This is a genomic window from Streptomyces sp. NPDC026500, from assembly GCF_055567635.1.
The window spans coordinates 257,241-278,879 of record NZ_JBVHQB010000013.1 but is presented as its reverse complement, the minus strand read 5'-3'; the positions used below and the strand labels follow the sequence as shown (position 1 = coordinate 278,879).

The window sequence follows — 21,639 nt, the reverse complement described above, 5'->3', positions numbered from 1 at the left end:
CTGGGCCAGAGCGAGCCGTGTTGTGGCCAGGGCGCGATTCCTGCGGAACTCCTTCGGGATCGTCCGCAGGGCCCTGTGCGAGGCGGCCTCGGAGTTGACCGAGTCCCCGATCCGGTCCTGGACGATCGCGGTCATGGCCAGCAATTCAGCCGGCCCGTAGAAGGCCACCCACGACGGCTTGGGTTCGTCCATCTCCGTCTTACCCAAAGCGTCCTGAGCGTGCCCCAGGGACCGCAGGGCGGCCTGACGGTCGCCGAGGTTCGAATAGCCGATAGCCGTACGGGCGTGGGCCAGGGAGCTGTAGAAGGAATGACGCCGGGCGATGACGGTTCCCTGGGCCGCATAGGCGGCGTCAACGGCTTCGGCGTGCTCGTCCCGGTGGTGGGCGAGCATCGCGTAGCTGTTCCAGACGCGCATCTCGGCGATGGGGTCCTTGGCCATCCCGGCCAGGTACAGGGCCCGGCCGAGGAGTTGGGAGGCACGGTCCATCTGCCGGGCGTCGACCGCACTCCAGGCGGCCGTGGCGGTGTAGTCGGCGGCCACGGAGAAGAGCCTGTGACGGATTCGTTGGGTGGCCCCGAGCTTTTGCTTCTCCAGTGCCTCGGCGGCTCCGGATAACGCAGCCCGCTCCAGGTCTTCGTGGCCGCCTCTGCTGCGGTCGAGGGCCATCAGGGCATCCAGGCCCGAACGGAGCCGGATGACGTCGGAGGTGCCGACCTGAGGCGGCACACCGACGAACGGCACCACGGCTGCGGCAGTTCCGGTGGTGGCGGTGAGGAAGTTCCTGCGGTCCACAGGTGACTCCGGTTCGGTGGCGGGACGGTTCCGGGCCGGAAGGCTGAAGCCCAGCTCCTCGGCCGTGCATCCGAATACTGCTTCCAGCGCCTGGCGTTGACGGGGGTGGGGCCACCTGGTCCTTCCGGTCAGCCAGTTGCGGACGGTCCGGTCGCTGACCGTGCCCTCGTGCCCGGCCGAGATGAGACGGGTGTTGACCGCGTCCACTAACTCGACCTGAGTCACGCCGCGCTCGTCCATGGCGCTGATGAAGCGCTCGTTGCCGTCCACATACCCACGGTAGGGAGTGCACCCCTGTCCGCGAGCAGGGACGGGGAGAAATTTCCGGTACTGCTCGATGCGCAGCGCACCGATTTTTCCTGCCTCTCGGCGGTCCAGACCCGTTCACTCAGGCATGACCACATCACACCCGCACCCCCTGAGGTCCTGATGACTGTGACAGCGACACCGCACCCAACCGGGCACCCCGGATACTCGCAGACGCTCGATCGCGTGCCGGAGAGTGCGGGCGTGGCGCGCAGCCTGGTCCGTATCGCCCTCGCGGCGTGGCACCAGGAGGAGCTGGTCGAGGACGCGCTGAACGTCATCACCGAGCTGGTCTCCAATGCGGTCGACCACGCGCGCCTCCCCTCGATCCGCGTCATCGTCGCCCGGCCCACCGAGAACTGGGTGCGTCTCGGGGTCGTCGACCGTTCCCGGACCGTCCCCAAGCTGCGGACCGACTCGAACGGCGACCAGATCCGCGGCCGTGGCCTTGTCCTGGTGGATGCCCTCTCGGACCGCTGGGGCACCGATCTCCACCCGTGGGGCAAGACCGTCTGGGCCGAGATGAAGATCGAGCCGGCCCAGTGAGCGACGAGCAGCGGACGGCGTGGGTGGGCGACCAGGTATGGGACGAGGACGCCGACAAGGAAGGCATCGTCACCGATGTGAAGGGTGGGACGTTCGTCCTTCGCGAGGTGTATGCGCGGGCCCTCACGTGGACGGCCCCAGGCCCTGAGCGGCTGAAGATCACGATCACGCGCGAGGAGCGGCTCAGGCAGCGCAAGGAGCTGGGCTGGTGACTTCCTCACCCGAACCCTCCCCCACGGATCGTCTGGGCGTCCTGATCGCGGCGTACGAGTACGAGATGGGCTCCTGCTTCCGCTGCCCCCGCACGGGGACCCAGGTGACCCGCTTCGGCGAGATCACGAGCGATGAGGGCGAGAGGCGTTGCTCGTCATGCACGAGCGCGCGATGGAGCGGATGGACACCCGGCCCCGGATTGTCCAGCTCCCGCGCATCCGGACCCCTCACGGTGTAGAGGCCACCTGACCCAACTGGCTCCCCTCTGTGAGGAGACGGGTGACGATGCCGATCCGTTCGGGTCGGCTGGGGCCCTCACACGAGCTCGTCATGCACTCTCGGGACGGCCAGGCACGCCTTGTCCTATGAGAGCGGTGAGGACCTGCCGAGAGGGCGGGCAGGAATTCCCGCAGAAGCCGCAATGAGAGGCACGGCCACTCGCTGCCGGGGCCGGTGCCACACTGTGTCCCCAAGTGAGAGGGGTGGGCCGTGGGATTCGGGTTTCGTGTTGGTGTTCCGGGCATGAGCGTGCGTGTCTCGACGCGTGGGGTGAGGACCTCCGTCGGGCCGCGGGCGGCGAGGATCAGTGTGGGCAGCGGCGGTGCCCGGATGTCGACGGGACTCGGCCCCTTCTACGCCTCGAGTTCCCTCAGAGGCAGCCGGCGGACCACGACCAGCACCCGCCGGACCACGCAGTCCCGGTCGGTCGCCCCTTCCGCCGCGCAGCTGGAGCGCGCTCGCCGGCAAGCAGAGAGGGCTCAGCAGGAGGCTGATCGGGATGCGGCCATCGCGCAGTTGCGGGAGTTGAGGCGGCAGATGACCAGCGTCCATTTGCAGTCCTTTCCCAGCGCGCATCCGCCGGTGATCGGGGATGCTCCGCAGCTGGGTCTGCCCTGGGCGCTGGCCGAGGCCCAGACGTTTCACTTGCAGGGTGTGGGGTGGCTGGCCCGTGCGGAGCGGGCCGGGGCCAAACAGCGAGCGGAGCTCGATGCTCCCGCATATCTGGCGGCCGAGTCAGCCCGCCTGAGCGCGGTGCGTGAACAGCTGACAGATGAAGCCGGGCACTGGTGGCAGGCGCTGCTCACCCACGACGAGGGCACCGTTTGTGAAGCGGTGAATGCCGCATTCGCGGACAACCCTGCGGCCGGTTGCGCGCTCGGAGTGGATGGTTCGGTCCTGTCCGTTCTGATGCGTCATCAGGACTTCGACTCGATGCCGACTCAGACACCCGGGCTCACCTCGAGTGGCCGCCCGGCTCTGAAGAGCCTTACCAAACGCGACCGGCTCCTGTGGTGGCTGACCGCCATGGGCTCCAACGTGGTCGCCACCCTCAAGGAGGGCTTCGCCACCGCACCCGGCATCACCGCCATCGACCTGGCCGTGCTGACCCGCCTGCCCGACACCCAGCGACTCGGATTCGTCGCCTACGGCCGCTGGACCCGCCAGGCGATCGAGACCACCCCATGGCGCGAACCCGAGGACGCGCTGCGCTTCCTGGACATCGAGCAGGACGTCGCCTGCTCGGTCACCACCACCGCCTCCGGCAACCTCTCCAGCACGCTCAAGCCGCTGGACACCGCCCGTATCCCGGGCCTCCAAGAACTCCTGGACCACGCGCACGACGAACCGGAATCCGGTGAGCCGTCCCTCGCCGGCCTTGACAGCACCCTGAGCGGCAACACCCCACCCGACGACCGGACCGTAACCGCCGACCCATACCGGATCAGGCCGTTTACCGAATGGAAGCACGGTCACTTGGCCGAGCCGCCACCCGCACCCCAGCTGCCGCCCACCACGGTGTCTCCCCTCGTGGCCGGGCAGACCCTCGCTCTGCCCGAAGAAGCCTGGCAGGGGCTGAACATCGCCTTCACCTTCGCCGGCGCGGACGCAGACCTCACACTCTTCCTCACCGGCAACGACAGCAGGGTGGCCGGTGACGAGGACTTCGTCTTCTACAACCAGCCCTCCACCGCCGACGGTGCCGCACGGCTCCTGGGCAAACACGCGCAAGGCCCGCACACCGTCGAACGCGCCGTCATCCATCTGTCCGCCCTGCCCGACCGGGTGCAACGTGTCGCCGTCGCCATCAACATGGACGTCGACACCGGCCTGACATGCGGATCACTCACCCACGCCGCCCTGGCCATGGAATGCGTGACCGGCACCGGCTGGACCTTCAGCCCACCCGCAGACCCGGACATCCGCGCCATGGTCATCGCCGAGCTGTACCGGCACAACGTCAACGGCCAAGCCGTGTGGAAACTCCGCGCCATCGGCCAGGGCTGGGCCGACGGACTCGACGGACTCGCCCGAGCCCACGGCGTCAACGTCGAATAGAGGGCGTCTGAAAAGCCTGTCAGCGGGCACGTTGGCCCGTCTCTCCACGCGGAGGGGTAAACACATCGGCATGTCCGGGTCAGCGCAGAGCTTCGATGGCTTTCACGACCAGGGCGCGCGCTTCGGCCCCGTACACGGCCATGCTGCGCAGCTCTTCGAACGCGGCCAGGTACAAGGCGATCTCACCGGGTTGCGTGATGTTGACCTGCGCGGACAGCAACTCGACGGAGACGAGAGTGTCGTCGTAGACGTGGAACAGCTCCTGCGGCCACAGGATCCGCTGCGGGGTGGCGTCGGGGATGATGCCGAGCGACACCGATGGGAGCGCGCCAGCCGTGAGCAGGTAGCCGAGCTGGGCCGCCATCGTGTCCTGATCCCCGAGCTGGTAGCGCAGTACGCCCTCTTCGATGACGAGGACGAACCGGTGCCCTGGCTCGTGGATGACCTTTGACCGCTCGACGCGTGCGGCTGCGGCGCTCTCGGCGTCGTCTGGGATGTCGAGCAGGCGGGCGTTGCTGCTGAGCACGGCGCGGCTGTAGCCCTCCGTCTGAAGGAGTCCCGGCACGAGGGTCGGCGAGTAGATCCTGAACAGTCCGGTGGAGCGGAACAGTTGCATGTAGCTGTCCTGGAGCTGCCGCAGGCCCATGCGGGTGCGCCGTCGCCATTCGGTGTACAGGGACTCCGCGTTGAGGGACGCGGCCACCAGGTCGTCGGCGCGTGTCTCGGCTCGGCAGGTGGCGCACCAGCGGCGGATGTCGGTCGGTGACGGCGGGGTCTTGGCGTTCTCGATGCGCGACGTTTTGGCGTGATGCCAGCCGCACAGGCTGGCCAGCTCTGCGACCGTCAGATCGGCGTCCTTGCGGATGGCGCGCAGCTGCGCGGCTACGCTTTCGCGCGCGGCCTGGGCCGAGGACGAAGGTGAGAGGGGCATGAGCCGGCCTGTCCGTTGCTTCCTGTCAGTGGATCTCGTACTGGTCGTGTGGGGTGGCGCGTTCCCATACGATCTCGAAGGCGTCGGTGCACTGCTTGACGATGCCGGGTTCGGTGCGGAGTTCGAGCGGGGGGTCAGCCCAGTCGCCGTCGCCGGTGAAGTGGTTGAACAGTGCGAGGGCTCCGTCGAAGATCCACAGGTCGCAGCCTGGCAGCAGCAGGTCGACGGCCTGGCTGCGGGGTAGCCAGCGGACCTGTTCGCCTGCGTGCACGTTGACGCCGGCGCCTGCGTGCTCGTACCGGATGTAGTCGGTGACCGGTTCGGAGACGACACGGGCCCGCCGGACGGTGACGCCGCGGGCGGTGGTCCGCTGGATCAGGTCGACCCACGGCGCCCAGTAGGCGGAGCCGGGGTCGGCGTCGCGCCGGCCTGTCTTCTTCCACTGCTGGTAGTCGTCTTCCTCGTCGCCGACACCGTAGGAGTCGCGCATCTCCAGGTGCACGGCGGAGTGTTGGGCGGCCTCGAGGAGATCGTTAAAGCGCAGCTCGTTCTGCGGCATCGCAGGCCTCCCTCAGCAGCGGGACGAGTTGGACGGGGATTCGGATGACGGTCTCGTGGTCGGGGATGCCCTTGTCGTGTCCGGGCGCGGTGTTCTCCTGGCACTGCTCTCGGGTCTTGGCATCCGCGGTGTAGCTCTGGAACACGATGTCGGCGGTCTCGGTGTCGACCCACGCGGTGGGCGACCCGCTCTGTCCCGTCTCCGGGTCGATGCCGATGAACAGTAAGGCCATGGCTTTTCCTCCCCTGATGGTGCGTGCACTGATGTGCACCAACGTCACCTGCACGGGCTGGCTGGTCAAGGTCGCGAACCAGCCTTGTCCCCTAGCCGGTCGTTCAGGCGCACAACGGTGCACAAGCCTGGCAGCGCTACACATCACGTCTCTAGCGTCAGGAGGCACGACAAAGCCCGGCGACCGCACGAACGGTCCCGGGGATGGCCGACTGGTTGGAGTCGACATGGCGCAGCCTACGCATACCGCGAGCACCACCGACAGTCCGCAGCGTCACCGCTGGTGCCACTGGCACAAAGGCCCGTCGGAGATCGCGATCCTGGTGGACGCGATCGAGCGCAACAGCGCCCCGCCCATCGCCCTGTACGCGTGCGCGCCCTGCCGGGAACAGCGTGGCCTGATTCCGCTCGCCGACCGGCCATGATCTGGATGCCGATGCCGCCACCCGCGCGCAGACTGAACGCGGCTCAGTACTCGGGACACGCCTGCTGCTGGTGCAACACCCAACTCACGCGCGGCGCCCGGTCAGCCGGCCGCGCCGCCGGGATGAGTGGCGCCCACGACCTGAGCATCGAGGTGTACGAGTGCGGGCCCGACTGCCCGAGGCGACCCCGGCGCCCGTCGCAGGCAGGAGAGATCTGGTAAGCAAGACGACCCTGCCCCGTCACGCCCGCTGCCTCGTCGGCTGCTGCGGGGCCGAGCACCCAATTCGGCGGCATCCTCTGCACCGAACGGCCTGGACACCCTCCGAAGGACGGCACGGCGGGCGCTGGCACCCGTACAGCCGCACAAGTCGGTAGACCCCCCGGCACCCAGCCCATTCGGGCGGGTGGGCCCAGGCCCCGACCGGACGCCGACCCGGCCGGGGCCTCTTGCGCGCGGCCTAAGCTTCCTCGCGAACGCCACCAGCACGAAGGAGCCGCCGCGGGCGCCGAACAGGACGTTCGCGTTGTAGTTGGCTCTGACCCGGCTCACTGCAGCCGACGCCTCTTGTCGTCGGCCGGGTATCCGTTGGAGTACCACCAGCTGTCGATGTCCCCCAGGCCGGACAGGTCCGGCTCCGGCAGACCCGGGTCCACCATCGCCTTCGCACCTTCGGGCACCAGCTCCACCTCAATGCTCCCCGCGTCCGAGCCATGGTCGAACGTTTTCAGGGCCTCCAGTGCTTCCATCTGGCTGTCGCAGATCGGGAGGTGTACCGCGAATACGCGGGGGCTGCCCCCGTTGTGTGCCCCCGCGCGGATCAACAGGCGCATCGCCATCTCGAAGCATTCCAGGCCACCCACTGTGATCCGGTAGTAGGGGCCGTCCTCATCTGCGTGATCGCTGTTCCGTACGGGTGCCGTGGCTTGTGGGCGGCAGGTCTCGCACTGAGCACCCTCGGTCGCCACGCGTACCCGGTCGCACGACCCGCACAGCCAGGAGTCGCACCCCTTGCAGCGGTTCGGGGCGGCGTAGTCCGCGGAGTACGTTCCCACTTCTTCGGGCAACTGCTCGTCGCACGGACATGCTGCCAGCCGCGCGCGCCGTTCGGTATCGGCTTCGGCAGCGCGGCGTTGCCGTTCCGGCTCTCCCTCTGCCCAGATCCTCGCCCGTTCCGCGCTCCTGAGGCCTCGTGCCCGGGTGCAGTTCTCGCGCTCCTCTTCGCTGAGGTGGGTCCAACAGGCAGCAACGGGCGCCGGCTCTCCCGGGATCGCGGGCCAGTCTGTCGACCCGCTCGAACAGCGGCGCGCCTTGGTCTTCAACATCCGGATGCACTGCGCCTCGCTCACCGGCCCGGGGAGCACGACAGGGGGACGGAAAACCTGCGGACCCGTTGACTCCTGCGGGACAGAGCACACGCCGCAGCGAACACCTGCGCCTGCCACGGGCCTGTCGCCGCAGCCCGCGCACAGCCATGCATCGCACGCTGAGCAGCGGTACTGCGAGCCGTAGGCCAGCGAGTACCGGCCGATCGAGTCTGGAACCGGCCCGTCCATCCTGAGCATCATGCACAAGGGGCAGAGGTCCGGCTGCGTCGGCGGCGGGGTGTCGGAGTGCAGCATCCGACCATCATGCCGATCCGGGAAGAGCCGAGCCGACGCTTCACCCCGGGGTACACGATCGAGATCACCCGCCGACGCGAAGCCGTCAGATCCCAGCCAACAGTGTCACGGCTCGCCCGCCCACCAATCCTGCGCCGTCCGGCACCGCCTTGGGCGCGAAGTAGCGTGAGCATCCCAAAGTCGTGGCAGCAGACCGAGATGGGCACGGCTGTGTACGCGCCACCCAGCCGTGCGGGTCTCACTCCGCCCGAGGTCCGGTGATCCGCATCGGACCGTGGCGATCAAGTGCCGCCTCGAGCTCGGCCTGGAGATCTCGGCGGGGCTTTCCGAGTTCGCTGCCGGTAAACGGCCGCGGCACGGCGACTTCTTGCACGGTGTCACCTCCCGCGACGGCGGATCTTGCCCGTCCGGCGGGATCTGCCGAGCAAAGATCTTGCCCGACTCAATCAGGTATTGCCTGCCGTCGGACGTGCTGACCTCGATCTCCAAAATTCGCCGCTGCAGGCGTGGTGCCAGGTGTTCATAGCGATCGGATCGCTTCTGTCGCCATCCGCTGATCGAAGACAGAGGCAACGCGTAGACCGTGCCACGCGGGTCCCGGTAGTACAGCGTCCGATCTGTGAGAACGAAGTCTCCATCCGGCGCCGGGAAGTACACCTTGATCTGATCGACCGCCCAAGGCTCTGGAGGCATGGGTTCCTGCAGAACGAGATCACCGGCGCTGCTTGCGACTGGTGTCCCTCCATGTTGAAGGTGATCTCTGAGCACCCTCGTCCTATCAGCGAGGTTCTGGGCGAGGCGGGCTCGGGCTTCTTCCCGCATGTCCACTGGCGTAGGGCTCCTGGGACGGGATGCGGGCATCTTCTCGCGGGTGGACGGGGGAATACCACGGATTCGGCTGATCCGGGCGTCGGCCGCCGGGGAACGAAGGGCCTGCGACAGGACGGCAACTCGCGCCCCAGCCGGCAGCTCACCCGTCACGTGCACTTCCTGCCAGGCCATGCCCCGGGCAACGTCCAAGAACCGATCGGTTGTCGGACAACGGCGCCTGGACATCGACACACCAGGCTGGAGCCGACTTTCGGCATTCCAGCTGCTGGCGTCGTCGCAGGCGTCCCGATGCAGGGGCTACGGACGCCATCGGGCTAATCGTCGTCCTCGGCCAGTGCGGTGAGTTGGTCAGCGGCCCAGTCCGGGAGGGTGACGGCGGTGGGGACGGGCTGATCTGCGCCGCGGCGGCGGCTCCCCTCATCGCGGACGGCTTCGATGGCCCACCGCACAGGGTGTCGTCGTCCAGGAGGTCGGGACCGTGGACGACCGCATCCGCGAACTGCTCGGGCCCGGCGTAGGCGGCGGTGAGGGCGTGGGGCAGCTGATTGTTGGTAGCGGCGTGGTCGACGGCGGCGCGGACTGCGCTCAGAGGGCTGCCTTGGCTGTGTCCCTCGCACAGACCTTGCGCGAGGGACACAGCCCTCCCCGTCAAGCAGAGAGCTGCGGGCGGTGTCGATCGGGGCTGATGCAGGGATCGGCTGGCAAGGAGTTGTCCGTCTCGGTGGTGGAAGGCAGATAGCGGCGATCTCGGATCGCTCGTGAAGAAGAATCCGACAAAAGCTCTTGGGCAATGTGGCACAGCATCTGGTCGCCCTGGTCGTTGACGTCTGCAATCCGGGCCAGGGCCTGATCGATGTCGTCACCGACCGGGTCCGCGGTGATTCCGGGCTGTGCAGCCGGCACGTTGTGCGCGATGGCCTCGTTCACCGCGCTGTCACGGAGCCGGTCGAGTTCCTCAGTCAGCATGTCGACCTGAGCCTGGACTGTCGAAGCGAGTTCTTCAGCCTGGCGTCGTTTGTTCTCAGCGCTCCACAGTTCCTGCCGTGCGCGCTCCTCTTGTGCCAAGGCCCGGTTGAGCTGCTCCTGGGCTCGGCGCAGTGCGTCGTCGGGCACGACGCGCATCCTGCGGAGCTGCTCACGCTCCTTGGACAGATCGGCAATCCGCTCTTCCAGCTCGTTGACCATTGCCAGGAGCACCATGACAAGTTTCGCGGAGTTGCTTGCCGCCATGTTCAGCTGGCTCTGCTGCTCCAATGCCCGGTTGAGCAGTTGGTGCGTCTGGATCTGATGTCCGCGCAGGATACTGACCGCGCTTGAAGTCTGAGGTTCCAGTGCTCTGTGTGCTGCGTTCAATAGGAGCATGGCCTGCCGGTGACGTTCCTGCCGAAGCGCAGGCGGCACGGTTACGTAGATCAAGTTCTCTACGAACCATCGCGGTGGAACGGCGCCGCCCAGGTACCGGGCGATTTGTGTCTTGGAACAGCGCAGGGGCTCGCTCAGGGCGGACAGGGGCTTGCCCACCTGCTGGACGCAGTCGCGCAGGAAGCCCGACACGGCATGAGCTTGTGGGCTGCTCGCTCGCACCGGCGCCCAGGGGCGACCTCTGCCAGTTCGAACGCCGACCAACCGCGAGCGTTTTGCTGCCTTCTTGCAGCCCGGCAAGGGCTGTGGGCGCAAGCGTTCAAAGACGGTTGACCACTGTTCATGGCGGTCCGGAGGCACATCGCACGCGATGAGGTATCCACGCAGTTGGCTGCCGTCAGAGGGCAGCGAACTGCCCCGGCTTATGCGATGCGCTGTCGAGCGGGGCAACACGCCGGAGCCGGCCTTTTCTTCTATGTCTCTCATGGTGGGGGCTCCAGCCCACAGATGCAGATCTACCAGCCCTTTGCAGAACTCGGGGATGGTGTGGAGGGACTGCGGTTCAGGGACCCGGTGAGCGTGGCGTGGCACCAGTGATGCGTACCGAGCCCTTCGCCATAACTCCTTTGCCTGGTGCAGTAGATGGTCCAGGTCTTCCCCGGAGGGCGCCCCGCAGCCTTGAATGAACGCAGCGACGGTAGTGAGCTTGGGTACTCCTGTTCCTGACGCTGCCCGCTTGAGCGTGGCTGCGGACAGGCCGGTCCGCTGTGCCAGTGCCTGATGAGTGATCTGGGCGGTCGCCTTACGGGTGCGCAGAAATGCAGCGAGTTCACCGCGTTCGGGAACGGAGTAGTCCACCGGGCTGTCGGGGCGCCCCATGATCGGCGCCTACCGCTCGGGGCTGAGCAGCGTGCGGAGGGCTGAGCTGATCCGTCGCGTTCCTCCGGCAACGGTCAGCACCACCACGCCGGAGCCGATCGATCCGGCGCCACCGATCAGCCACAGCACTTGCGAGACGGGCATCTGCAGCGCAGCCAGCAAGGCGGCGGTTTCCAGGAAGGCAATGATGACACTCGCGTGAGGGAAGCCGAACCGTGGTGTGCTCTCGCGCGGTGAGGTGTCGGTCGGAGGTGAAACGGGTTGAGACATGTGCACTCCCTCTCGATCCGTCCGGAGATCAAGCGGACCGCCGAACGGGCTACTGGCTCCAATTGAGGTTGGGCATCAGGCGGTTGGCGCCGCCAAGCGATGCTCACTCCCGGAGCATCGCAGGTTCCCTCCCTTTCGGGCACACCCCCGAATGTCCCCTCTCGCCATTGGCTCAGCAGTGTCCTCAGTCCGGAATTGTCCCTCTGGTGGTCTACGATCGAACATCCCCTGCAAGCAGTGCTGATACCTCGCCCGCCGGGGGTTCCGCGATTTTCGGTGGTGAGTTAGCTCAGTGCTGTCCCGGTTTGCGCTTGCCTGACCGATGCACCGATGAGACCGTCGGCAGGATGACAGCGTTCGTCGCAACGACGGTGTCGCCTCCCGGATTGCTACTGGCTCCAACCGATCGGTGACCTGGAGGCAAGGCAGACTCATGTTGGCGCATGAGCTGCACACTCGCGGGCGCTTTCGCGCAAGCGGAAGCGCCCGAGGGAGTGGCTCCGCCAAGGACGCGTCCCGGCTCCGCATTTCGGTGTGGCCTTGCGCTTGCAGTAACGGTATCGGGTGCGCCAGGTTGGCATCTCCCTGCCGACGGAATTCTTCGTCTCCGCTCGGAAGTAGCGCAGGTACTTCCGCGAACTTCGCCGCCAGGGTGTCCGCGGACTCGGTGCAGTTGTCGACCTCCACGAACAGCACCGGCAGGCCGTCGGCCTCTCCAGCACCTCCTCCGTCGCACACCAGCTCATGGCGCTGGAGCGCAAGGGCTTCCTGCGGCGCGACCCGCACCGCCCGCGCGCGTACGAGGTACGGGGCTCGGACCAGTCGTCGGTGCAGCCGACGGACACGGCGGGCAAGCTGGCCGCGTCCTACGACCGCTCGTCGGCCGTATCGCCACCGGCGGCCCGATCCTCGCCGAGGAATCGGTCAAAGACGTCTTCCCCCTCCCCCACCAGCTCGTGGGCGACGGGGAGCTGTTCGTCCTCAAGGTCGTCGGCGGCGTCGGTGTCGGAGAGGTAGGCCGGGGCGACTTCGAGCATCAGCGCGGCGACGGTTGGGGCCGCCAGCGGATCGGCGGGCGGTGGTGGCAAGTTAGTGCGGACGTCGCAGACGGCCTGGCGGACCACGGCGCGCACCGTGGGCTCACCGAGGGCTAGGAGGCCGCTGTGGGCAAGCGTGGCGAGGCGGCGGGTGTCAGGCTCCGCGACAGTGTCCGTACGGGCGCAGACGTCGCTCAGGGTGCTCTGGGACAGGCCATAGTCGAGCACCGCCACGGAACGCCGGATGTCGTCCATCGCCTCGTGCAGCCCGGCCGCCATCTCCCGGATACGGGCCGCAGTGAGCGGCGGCCGCTCCGGATCGACGACGTGCCCCTGGCCCTCATCGTGCTCGCCAGCGGGCGGGATCAGGGCGTGAGGAAAGAGCAAACATGGCCAGATGGTCCTCGACGCGGGGCCGGATGGGTCGTTGGGCCGGGCATCGACCTGTCGAAGCAGACCGCCGGCCGCGAACTCGCCGAGGAGACCGGTATCCCACCCCACGTCGTCACCCCGCACGACGAGACCCCGCTGCACATCGACATCCACCCCATCGACGCCAACCCTGCCAAGGCCGAACCGGCCCACCAGCACTTCGACTTCCGCTTCCTGTTCCGCACCATCGCCGACATCGGCGAACTGCAGACCGAAGAGGTCTCCGACGCTGCCTGGCGAACGGTCGGCGCTCTTCACGATGAGAAGTTGAGGCAGCGCGTCGCTCAAGCACTGAGCTGACTCCAAGACCGGCCGCCCCCGGCTCCCGACGCGCGTGGGGCGGCCCCTCAGCAACAGGCCATCCGGAGTAACCTTCGTCACCTGGCACGGTGACCTCTGCCATGGAAAGCGACACGATGGACGTGGCTCAGCCGCAGACCGACGACCAGCCCAAAGCCCTACCGCCTGCCCTCGCATCCATGACTCTGCTGGTCGCCGCCGTCATCGTCCACGACAAGGCCGCCAACCGGATCGTCCTCCTCCAGCGCAGCCAGAACGCCAAGTTCGCCCAGGGCATGTGGGACCTGCCGGTCGGCAAAAGCGAGCCCGGCGAGCCCATCACTGACACCGCCGTACGCGAGCTGTACGAGGAGACCGGCCTGACCGTGAAGCCGGAGTCACTCAAGGTCGCCCACATCATCCACGGCGCCTGGGGCGTGGAGGCCCCCAACGGCTTCCTCACTGTCGTCTTCACCGCCCACGAGTGGACCGGCGAACCCGAAAACCGCGAACCGCGCAAGCACGCCCAGGTCCGCTGGGTCGATGCCGACGCCATTCCCACAGAGTTCGTGGACACCACGTCCAGTGCCCTCCGCCGCTACCTCGCAGGTGGTCCGGAAGTCTCCCTCGACGGCTGGCGATAGGAACGCCGATGCCCTCATGAACCGAAACCGTCGCCGACGCCCACCGGAAAAGTACACCGAGACTGCCAAGGCTCCGAGGCAGTAGCCAGCACCTCGTGCAACTGCGGCGAAACGCCCGCCTCCGTCAAGTCGCGCAGACGCCGCCATGTGCCGTCACGCCGCTGCAGCCGACCCGCTCCGCGGACACGTCTCGCCAGCTCACGCTCTTGCAGAGAACGTTCTGGGACACATCTGCTGTCAACGCGCCCAGGGCCGAAGGGACACTGACCTGGCTGCGCCGGCAGCACGCCCACCCCATCATTGCTGCCCGGCCCCAGGGTCACGTCGTCCGTTTGCCAGCCAGCTCCTGCTGGTGGCATCAGCTCGGTCGGGCGGAGTGTCAGCGGCCTGACTGAGTGATCCCCTCAGCGACCTGCCCGACCACGTCGACGACCCCGTGACCGAAGGCTGTCGGAGCGACCAGTACCCCGAACACCAGCACGATGAGCACCGTCAACTGCTCATCGGACCGTTTCCGCGCCTCCGTACGGCGCCGGAGCCGCACGACGATGACGACGGCCAGGAGCACCGCCACATTGATCGTCAGCACCACAAGCCCCCTCCAGTGAGCGCACCTTGTACAGATGTAGCGAGCACAGACGGCCGTGGACGCGGCAGATGCTGGTAGATGGCAACAAAGCACGTACAGATCGGCCAGATTCGCAGGCTTGCCGGCACCGGCTCCGAGTGCCTGCGCAAACGTGCCGCAGGAAAGGAAGGCACCCCTCTACGGCCGTGATCCCGCTCCCCCGGGATGACGAAACAGCCGCCGGGCCGCTACGAGGTCGGCAGATCCCTGGCGCTACTGGCGGTCATGGAACGTGCGCGCCTGTTGCGCCCAGGCTTTCCCACGATCTTGTCAGGCGCGCTCGGGTCGGCCGGGCGTGCTTGTGTCCTGGGAGAGCGGTGAGGGCCTGCGGGGTGTGGGGAGCGCGGGCAGGAGTTCCCACAGGGGCCGGGATCCGGCGGCCCAGGAGCCGAGCAGGTGGCGGTCGACGAGGTGCAGTCGCTGCTGGCGGGCGAAGATGCGGCCGGGCTGGGTGATCCTGCCGTTGGTCACCATCACCACGACATCCCCCTTGTGGACCGGACGGCCCGTTCCGTTGAGAACCTGGAGTTCCGGGGTGCCCACCGCGGCGCCGCGCTCACCGTGCCGGCGGTGCTTGCACTGGATCACCCAGCGGCGTCCCAGCGGATCGGTGGCCTTCACGTCCGCTCCCAGATCGCCCTGCCCTCCGACCTGGACGGCGTCGGTGCAGCCGTCCCGGTGCATCAGGTCGCGCACCGCGTACTCGAACTGCTGGTGGGAGAGCGCGTCCAGTTGGGCCAGCCCGTAGCGCAGAGCGCGTGAGCGGGCCTGCTCCCACTGCATGCGCTGTGCCCGGTGCTGCCAACATCCGAAGCCGCCCAGGGCGGCGAGGACAGCTGCGATGAGCAGGAACCACCAGTGTGCGAGCAGCCAGTTGACCATCATGACGACGAGAGCGGCCGCTGCGACGGCGGCCACGGCCGGCGCGGTGACGGATGTGTCGTGTCGGCTGCGCCGGCGGCTGGGGCGCCGGGCGGTGGTCCGACGCCTGGCGGGCGGACGCCGGGTCATCGCCCGCCCCCCAGGGCTGCGAGGTCGATCGGGTACGACACGCTGGGTGCGGGTGCCGCCTTGCGCGGTGCGGGGGTGTCGAACGTGATCGGATACGACACCGTCGGGCGTGGGACGGCCACCCGCGGGGCGTTGTGTGGGATGTCGTCGAAGCGGATCGGGTAGGTCACCGACGGTGTCGGCGACACACCGCCGGTTCCCTCTGCGGCCGAGGTGTGACCGAAGCCGAGTACGGCCAGGCCGAAGGCGGCGAAGACGGTCATCTCCCGGCGGGCGCCCGGCGCCCAGCGGGAGTGTCCGCGTACCGGCGTTCCGTCGGAGCGTATGTACGGACGGACGAACGGCATGGGTCCCCCAGGTGATCGTGGCTCGGCTGCGTCACGGTCATGCTGGCGGGAGGCACTGACAGTGGATCACCTGATGAGGTACAACTACCGTGTTTTGAGGGCTAGTTCAGGACATGGGGCATTCGCTCATGTGTTCTTCGCCGTGTTCTTCCCGGGGCAGGAGAAGCATTGCGGTACCAGCCGGGGAGCGGCTGCGGTCTGCCTCGGAAGGCTGATTCACCTGCGGCGCAGGCATGCGAGATGCGGTCAGGGCTCTGCCGTGGCGGTGCGGGTCATCAGGCCGGAGGCCCCCGCGGATCCAGCCGTTTCCGGGAGTTGCCGCCACTGGGCGACGGATGGGGAGTGAGGGGCTGTTGTGAGGGGCCCGGGGCCAGGAGCGGTCAGGACCGAGCAGGACGTCATGCCCGGCGAACTCGGCCAAAGGGCTACGCCCGATGTCCCAGATCATGACCGGGCGCCCGGCATTCACGCGATCCGCTCAGAAATCCAGGTCGAGGTAGTCGATGTCGTTGATGGCCACGTCCGAGATTCCCGTGGCGCGGCTTCCGCCGTCCTGGAAGTAGATGTCCTTGAATCCTTCGGCGATGATCTGGCGCAGCTCCTGGTCGCCTGCGCCGGCGTCGCGGGCGTCGAACAGGCGCTGTGCGTACGCGGCGGGGAGGTGGACGGTGAGGCGGCGGAAACGGCCGTCGTCGGTCGTGCCGATGGGCGCGGTGTAGCCGAAGCGGGCTCGCGTCTCCACGGTGATGCCGCCTGCGGAGGCGGCCTGCTTGCGTCGGCGTTTGCGGACCCGCGGCTGCCAGCGGGATCGCACCGCGGCGTCGATCTTCGCGGTGATGTCCTTGGGCGGATGTTTCCTGGCTCCGCGCCGGTAGCGGTTCACCGAGTCGGCGGTGACGCCCAGTTCCGCGGCGACGGCCTTCGCCGTCCCCAGTTGTTTGAGGAGGTAGTTGATGCGGGCCGGGAGGGTCTTGGGCGGTTCGCGGGTGAACGCTTCCCGGTCGGCGCGTTCGATCGCCTCGTCGATCTCTCCCACAGTTCTACTCTCCGTCGTCCAGGACGGCGTCGCCGCCCTTGATGTGGCGGGCGGGGTTGAGGCCCTGTTCCATCAGGTCGACCGCCCAGGCCAGGTCCTGGACGCCCTCCAGTTTGGCCAGGCCGGGGGTGGGGCCGAGGCGGAAGCCGCCGGGCTGGGGCTTGCCGGAAGCGCTGTAGGGCAGGAAGTCCAGCGGGCTGCGGCCGGGTGAGGGGTAGACGACGCAGTCGGACAGCACGGCCAGCGGGTACAGGCCCGTCATCCTGGCCATGTTGTTCAGTTTGCGGTGCATGTTCACCCGTGCCTTGGAGATGACCGCGGCGCGGATGTCGGGGCGCCAGGTCGGGCGCTCCAGTGCCGGCCATCGTTCGCCCTGCCGGTAGTGGCGGCCCTGCGGGCGCTCGCGGAGTTTGCCGACGCCGCCCTTGACGGTGGCCTTGATCGCGGCGAGGACCGCGGCCAGGGCCGGGTCGGCGTCCTTGTGTCGCTCCATCGCCGCGAGGAACTCGGTGTCGGTGAGGTCTTTGGTGACGCCGAGATCAGCGAGGGTGTCGACGTAGGCGGTCTTGAGCCGGTCGTGCCACGGGTCCAGGTACGCGCCCGTCTCACGGCGCAGGAAGGCCTCGAGCGGCTGGACGTTGTGGCCGAGTTCCTGGGCGTAGGCGACGGTGTGCGTCTGGTACCAGGCCGGGCCCTGGGGGCGGATCCCGGACGGGGTGAACGGCGAGGGCAGGCGCGGGTCCATCTCGATGTGGGAAAGGTCGACCAGCCAGGAGCCGGGGATCTTCGGGTTGAACGTGGGGGTGTAGAAGTGGTCCGGGGCGGACAGGCCCACGGTGAGCCGGGCCGCGGCTGCGAGGAACGCGGTGTTCAGATCCAGGCCCACCACCCACGGCAGGGCCACTTCCTCCCCCGTGAGCAGATCCACGTCACGCACCCACTGGTAGGCCTCCTCGTCCAGGAAGCCGCCCGTCCAGCCGGAGTTCACGACCACGGGATGCTCGGCAGTGGCCTCCGGCGGCGCCGGATCCATCGGCTCGGTGCCCAGCGAACCCGGGTTGTGGCCGGACAGCCAGTTCCCGGTCTCCTTGTCCTGGACGGCTCGGGTGGGCGGGCGCAGCGCGGTCATCAGCTCCAGCCCGGAGACGGCTGTGCTGCCGCGCGGGGTGATGACGCGCATGGCGTAGATGCCCAGGACGCGGGCGATGTCGGCCGGCTCCATCTGCGCAACGCCCGGCCAGGAACGCTCATCGAGGGCGTCCCACGACAGGACGGCGAGCTGTACGCACTGGCGCTGACCCGACTGGGCGGGACGGTAGATGCGCGCCCACGGGCCGAAGCCGCGCTGGGTGAGCTTCCACTTCGCCTTCGCCACCTGCTTGACCACCGGGTGGTCGGCGGGCAGGCGCAGCGAGCGGCGTTGCTCGTGGCCCTCCAGGCGCTCGGGCAGGCCGAGTTTCACCGCGGCGCTTGCGGTGAGGACGATCAGAGGATCGGCGTCCTTGCCGTTGCGGTGCAGCTTCGCCGCACCGAGTCCGGATTCCTCGAGCGTCCACTCCACCAGATCCGGGATGGTGGCGGCGGGGTAGTCGAGCACGATGCCAGCTGTCCCATAGGCGGAGCCGTCGCCGTCCAGGACGGCGAGTGGGCCGTGTGGAAAGCGCGGGTCGGTGTCGCGGGGCTGGGCAGCCGGTTTCTTCACCGGCCGGCGTGCCGATGTGGCGGGCCGGGCAGTCGGGCGCCCTTGGGGTACCGAAGCGTCGGGGGTCTTCACCGGTGCGGTGGCGTCGGTCTCGTGGATCGCGGGTGCGGGGGCCGTGAACCCCTTGGGCGCCGTCTCCGGTTGGGGCGAGGGAAGCGGGACCGGCACCGTCACGGGCGTGCCGTGCGCGGGGTATTTCGCAGCCCAGCCGTTCAGCAGTCGCTGATACGCCTCCAGGCGGGGCGACTTCGGCTCGCTCCGGCCGTTCTCCCAGTTCTTGACGGACTGAGTCGTGGTCTTCAGTGCGGTCGCCAGCCGGGCCTGGGTGATACCGGCGGCCTCACGAAGGCGAGCGCGCTCCGCGGGATGAGGGAGCTGCGGCTCCGCCTCCAACAGTGCATCGACCGACGCGAACAGCTCTTCCTCGGACGCCACAGGCCACTACCTCCGCTCGGGACCTTACCAAGCCCCACACTGCCATTTAACCCTTTCCTTTAACCCTTTCATGGAACATTCGCGGTGTCGCACCAGCTTCGCCCACGACCGCTCGACCTGGTCTCAGATCAGCGAGCCTGGCGACACCGTTGCAAGACGCGCCAGTTCCACCTCCCGGACGAACACGCGACCCTCGCCGACAACGCCCCTGCAGAGACTGCTCCCGCAGCCGCCGATGCGCTGCGATCCGCCCCGAAGGGACGCCACCATCGAGCGAGCGCAGCCCGGCCGGGTCCTCGGGGGCGATGGCAGCAGAGCTCCCGTCACCGCGGAACCGCAGATGCATCCCGCTCCAGGCCGGGACCACGGGGGATTTCCGACCAGCCCACACCGGTCAAGACCAGGATCCGACGACGACGGTAGGCAAGGCCCTGTCTGCAGGGTCCGGATCGCGCTGAGCGCGTATGGCCGGCGCGCGGGAAACCACGTCCACAAGGAGGAACAACCCAGAAGGCCCGCCAGCCCATCGCGCCGGGAACGGCGGGCGTCCTCGAGGGTCTTCGCCGAGATCAGCTGAGCACCCGCTCCACAGCTGGGACAGCGGACACCTGTGGTTGATCAGCATGTTCGTGTCTGCGCGAGCGCCATGGCGCTGCGTTCGTCCGGAGCCCTGCGGCTGAGCAGTGGACGCAGAACATTTGAGTTCGCTGCACGGGTGAGTGCGGAGCCGATGTCAGTGCCGTACGACATCATGCCGGGCAAGCAGCCCAACAAGCCTTGATGGAGAACCATTCGTGACCGGCCAGGACTCCGCCGCTGTACTTCCCTGCGATTTCCTCCTCACAGCGATGACCGGCAGCGGCCCGGATGACCCCGTGGTGCAGCTGGCGGCGCAACAGGTTCGGACCGCTCAATCTCGCCGTGAACGCTCGGCACTCGCTGAGGCCCTGTTGTCGGGGCCTCATGCACGGCAGGCGCCGCCGTGGCTTCTGGAGGCGGCCGTGGCGGCTGATCTGGAGGCCGCGAAGGAGCCTTACCACCTCGAGGGCGGCATGACCCTTGTCGCGCTCGCGCTCGGGCATCCATCGTGTCCGGCATCGCTGCAGGATACGACGCTAAAGGGTTGCACCGTTGAACAGTTGGCTCTGCTCGGGAGCCCGCGTGCCGGTGAGCGGCTCGCCGGTGCGGTTGCCGAGGAGTTGCGGTTTCGCGGCGGTGCGACGCCGCCCATGACGCCCCAGTTGCTCGAGATGCCGACCCCCGCTCAGGTCGTGCTGCGGCGAGGACCGCTGCACGACCTGGTGTTCGAGGCCGCCCGCGACGCGCTTCCTGCCGCACCAGACCCCGACGAGGCGGACGCGGACGGTGACACGAACGACTGGGTGAAGCGGTACACAGGCGCGTGCGAGGCGTGGGAGAGCATGTGGCGCCAGATACTCCAACGGCACCCGGAGCGGCATCGCGAACTCGTCCAGTGGGCCGATGGGACCGACGCCGAGTGGACGGTCCGCAACGAGTTGCTCGGCAGCCTGCCCTGGGCGGTCGAGCCGGGACTGCTGGCCGAGCTCGCCGCAGCAGATCTCGAGCGGTTCCAGCTCGAGATCCTGGTGGCCCAGGGCTGCCGTATGCGCCGCGCCGGATCGGACGAGCAGCAGATCCTTGCTCACTTCGCCGGAAAGCTGTCCGCCCTGGCGGATCGGGAGCAGGTCTGCCGTCGCGTGCTGGGCCCTCAGAGCGCCACGCTGCTCAACCGGTGGTGCAACGCCCCGGTTGTCTGGGCGCGGCACGCCGCGTCCGGAACCTGGCGTCACCTGCTCAACCCGACGCAAGCCAAGGACGGCTACCAACAGGCCCACTGGCGTGCTCCTGACGCCGCTCTCGCCGGCCTCGCAACCATGTTCGCCGAGACCGTCGCACGCGCTCTTCCTTTCTGGGAGCCCGCGGAACGCTACTCGGGAATCAGTCTGAGCGAGGTGGCCTGGGTGCGCGAGATCGTGCTGCACCTCCCGACGCTCACCGACGATGTGAAGGCCGGAATCCGCCCGATCGTCCATGACGCGCGCAAGCGGCTGAGCCCTCACCATCCGGCCTTCTCGCCGCGTCATGACCAGCGGCGTGAACTCGAGGAGATCCTCGACACGATCGAGCGCGTCCTCGCCGATCCTCCGCCGTCCGTCGGTGGGGATCGCCGCCGCACCGCGCTCGGTGCCCCGGACAAGGTGACCGTGCGCGAACTGGCAGGCGTCCCGGCACAAGCGCTGAGCGACTACCTGGACCGGCACACCGGCGACGACTCCCTCGTGGAAAAGGCTCTCCTCGCCTGCGCCGCGAGCGGACACAGGTCCAAGGACGACTTCGAGAGGGTGCTGCGACGTCACACTTCCCCGGATACCGTGCTACTGCGTCTCACCAAGGGCCTGCGCGGGAACCTCGGCGGCGCACCGACATGGCGCGAAGCCTGGACCCGCCTGATCCTGGCCAGGCCGAACACTCAGCTGGCCCTCGTACGCGCTCTGCCAGCCTGGCCAGCTCTGCGCGCCCGGGGGGATCATCACGGGCGCGCGCATCCGTCGGTGGTTGCCGCGGTACGCGATGCCCTGGGCACCGACCAGGACGCGTGGAACCGGTTCGCGACCTGCCCGGCAACCAACTCCGGACCGACCGCCTGGCTGCGGCTCGGTGACCTCCTGGACGCGGCTGCCACGGGAGCACCCTGGCCGAAGCCGCCAGGCAGCCGATAAGCCCTGGTCTTCTCCCAGCTCGTGCCTCCGGCGAACGCAGG

General features: G+C 68.2%; 19 protein-coding genes and 2 pseudogenes. 8 read left to right on the top strand and 13 right to left on the bottom strand.

Annotated elements, in window-relative coordinates; translation table 11 throughout:
- A partial coding sequence (locus ACZ4N5_RS24630) for a twin-arginine translocation signal domain-containing protein (protein ID WP_467759208.1) occupies positions 1 to 1,065 on the bottom strand: 1,065 nt, incomplete at its 3' end.
- A gap of 222 nt (positions 1,066 to 1,287) precedes the next feature.
- On the opposite strand from ACZ4N5_RS24630, the gene ACZ4N5_RS24625 reads away from it, so the two are divergent.
- From ACZ4N5_RS24625 to ACZ4N5_RS24615, 3 genes are all read left to right on the top strand, one after another.
- On the top strand, positions 1,288 to 1,647 hold the full coding sequence (locus tag ACZ4N5_RS24625) for an ATP-binding protein (RefSeq protein ID WP_467759207.1): 360 nt from the start codon (positions 1,288 to 1,290) through the stop codon (positions 1,645 to 1,647).
- On the top strand, positions 1,644 to 1,859 hold the full coding sequence (locus ACZ4N5_RS24620) for a hypothetical protein (protein WP_467759206.1): 216 nt from the start codon (positions 1,644 to 1,646) through the stop codon (positions 1,857 to 1,859). The genes ACZ4N5_RS24625 and ACZ4N5_RS24620 overlap by 4 nt, the downstream gene beginning before the upstream one ends.
- An 817-nt stretch (positions 1,860 to 2,676) precedes the next feature.
- Entirely contained in the window at positions 2,677 to 4,197 is a 1,521-nt protein-coding gene (locus ACZ4N5_RS24615) for a TerD family protein (protein ID WP_467759205.1), read from the top strand.
- Between the two features lie 79 nt (positions 4,198 to 4,276).
- On the opposite strand, the gene ACZ4N5_RS24610 is transcribed toward ACZ4N5_RS24615, so the two are convergent.
- Genes ACZ4N5_RS24610 through ACZ4N5_RS24600 form a run of 3 tightly spaced genes read right to left on the bottom strand, consistent with a single transcriptional unit; the run spans position 4,277 to position 5,919 of the window.
- Positions 4,277 to 5,128 (bottom strand): helix-turn-helix domain-containing protein, encoded by an 852-nt coding sequence (locus tag ACZ4N5_RS24610; protein ID WP_467759204.1) that lies wholly within the window; start codon positions 5,126 to 5,128, stop codon positions 4,277 to 4,279.
- Positions 5,129 to 5,153: 25 nt separating this feature from the next.
- Positions 5,154 to 5,687 carry a DUF6879 family protein gene (locus ACZ4N5_RS24605; protein WP_467759203.1) on the bottom strand — a complete coding sequence of 178 codons (534 nt, stop codon included), beginning with the start codon at positions 5,685 to 5,687 and terminating at the stop codon, positions 5,154 to 5,156.
- Positions 5,662 to 5,919: a hypothetical protein gene (locus ACZ4N5_RS24600; protein ID WP_143605076.1), complete on the bottom strand. Its 258-nt coding sequence runs from the start codon at positions 5,917 to 5,919 to the stop codon at positions 5,662 to 5,664. Before ACZ4N5_RS24600 ends, ACZ4N5_RS24605 begins: the two co-directional genes overlap by 26 nt.
- A gap of 226 nt (positions 5,920 to 6,145) precedes the next feature.
- Between ACZ4N5_RS24600 and ACZ4N5_RS24595 the strand changes: the two genes are divergently transcribed.
- Positions 6,146 to 6,343 (top strand): hypothetical protein, encoded by a 198-nt coding sequence (locus ACZ4N5_RS24595; RefSeq protein ID WP_467759202.1) that lies wholly within the window; start codon positions 6,146 to 6,148, stop codon positions 6,341 to 6,343.
- A 547-nt stretch (positions 6,344 to 6,890) separates the two neighbouring features.
- Here the strand turns inward: ACZ4N5_RS24595 and ACZ4N5_RS24590 are convergent.
- The 4 genes and pseudogenes from ACZ4N5_RS24590 to ACZ4N5_RS24575 form a co-directional block, all read right to left on the bottom strand.
- Positions 6,891 to 7,409, bottom strand: coding sequence for a hypothetical protein (locus tag ACZ4N5_RS24590; protein WP_467759201.1), 519 nt, complete (start codon positions 7,407 to 7,409; stop codon positions 6,891 to 6,893).
- Between the two features lie 2,034 nt (positions 7,410 to 9,443).
- Positions 9,444 to 10,349: a hypothetical protein gene (locus ACZ4N5_RS24585; protein ID WP_467759221.1), complete on the bottom strand. Its 906-nt coding sequence runs from the start codon at positions 10,347 to 10,349 to the stop codon at positions 9,444 to 9,446.
- Between the two features lie 459 nt (positions 10,350 to 10,808).
- A pseudogene (locus tag ACZ4N5_RS24580) lies at positions 10,809 to 11,036 on the bottom strand (helix-turn-helix domain-containing protein); the annotation flags it as partial.
- 9 nt (positions 11,037 to 11,045) lie between these two features.
- Entirely contained in the window at positions 11,046 to 11,306 is a 261-nt protein-coding gene (locus ACZ4N5_RS24575; RefSeq protein WP_467759200.1) for a hypothetical protein, read from the bottom strand.
- Between the two features lie 699 nt (positions 11,307 to 12,005).
- On the opposite strand from ACZ4N5_RS24575, the pseudogene ACZ4N5_RS24570 reads away from it, so the two are divergent.
- The 3 genes and pseudogenes from ACZ4N5_RS24570 to ACZ4N5_RS24560 all read left to right on the top strand — a co-directional run.
- Positions 12,006 to 12,301, top strand: a pseudogene (locus tag ACZ4N5_RS24570) (LexA family protein); the annotation flags it as partial.
- Between the two features lie 168 nt (positions 12,302 to 12,469).
- Positions 12,470 to 13,075: an NUDIX domain-containing protein gene (locus ACZ4N5_RS24565; RefSeq protein ID WP_467759199.1), complete on the top strand. Its 606-nt coding sequence runs from the start codon at positions 12,470 to 12,472 to the stop codon at positions 13,073 to 13,075.
- A gap of 101 nt (positions 13,076 to 13,176) precedes the next feature.
- Positions 13,177 to 13,698, top strand: coding sequence for an NUDIX domain-containing protein (locus ACZ4N5_RS24560; protein WP_467759198.1), 522 nt, complete (start codon positions 13,177 to 13,179; stop codon positions 13,696 to 13,698).
- 379 nt (positions 13,699 to 14,077) lie between these two features.
- On the opposite strand, the gene ACZ4N5_RS24555 is transcribed toward ACZ4N5_RS24560, so the two are convergent.
- The 5 genes from ACZ4N5_RS24555 to tap all read right to left on the bottom strand — a co-directional run bounded on the left by ACZ4N5_RS24555 (position 14,078) and on the right by tap (position 18,857).
- The gene (locus tag ACZ4N5_RS24555) at positions 14,078 to 14,290 is read right to left on the bottom strand and encodes a hypothetical protein (protein WP_351130517.1); all 213 of its coding nucleotides are present in this window, start codon (positions 14,288 to 14,290) and stop codon (positions 14,078 to 14,080) included.
- Between the two features lie 306 nt (positions 14,291 to 14,596).
- A complete protein-coding gene (locus tag ACZ4N5_RS24550; RefSeq protein ID WP_467759197.1) occupies positions 14,597 to 15,244 on the bottom strand; it encodes a restriction endonuclease in 648 nt (215 codons plus the stop codon).
- Positions 15,245 to 15,333: 89 nt separating this feature from the next.
- Positions 15,334 to 15,684 carry a hypothetical protein gene (locus tag ACZ4N5_RS24545; protein ID WP_467759196.1) on the bottom strand — a complete coding sequence of 117 codons (351 nt, stop codon included), beginning with the start codon at positions 15,682 to 15,684 and terminating at the stop codon, positions 15,334 to 15,336.
- A 478-nt stretch (positions 15,685 to 16,162) separates the two neighbouring features.
- Positions 16,163 to 16,720 (bottom strand): telomere-protecting terminal protein Tpg, encoded by a 558-nt coding sequence (gene tpg / locus ACZ4N5_RS24540; protein ID WP_467759195.1) that lies wholly within the window; start codon positions 16,718 to 16,720, stop codon positions 16,163 to 16,165.
- Between the two features lie 4 nt (positions 16,721 to 16,724).
- Positions 16,725 to 18,857 (bottom strand): telomere-associated protein Tap, encoded by a 2,133-nt coding sequence (tap, locus tag ACZ4N5_RS24535; protein WP_467759194.1) that lies wholly within the window; start codon positions 18,855 to 18,857, stop codon positions 16,725 to 16,727.
- 794 nt (positions 18,858 to 19,651) lie between these two features.
- On the opposite strand from tap, the gene ACZ4N5_RS24530 reads away from it, so the two are divergent.
- Positions 19,652 to 21,598, top strand: coding sequence for a hypothetical protein (locus ACZ4N5_RS24530; protein WP_467759193.1), 1,947 nt, complete (start codon positions 19,652 to 19,654; stop codon positions 21,596 to 21,598).
- Positions 21,599 to 21,639 lie beyond the last annotated feature (41 nt).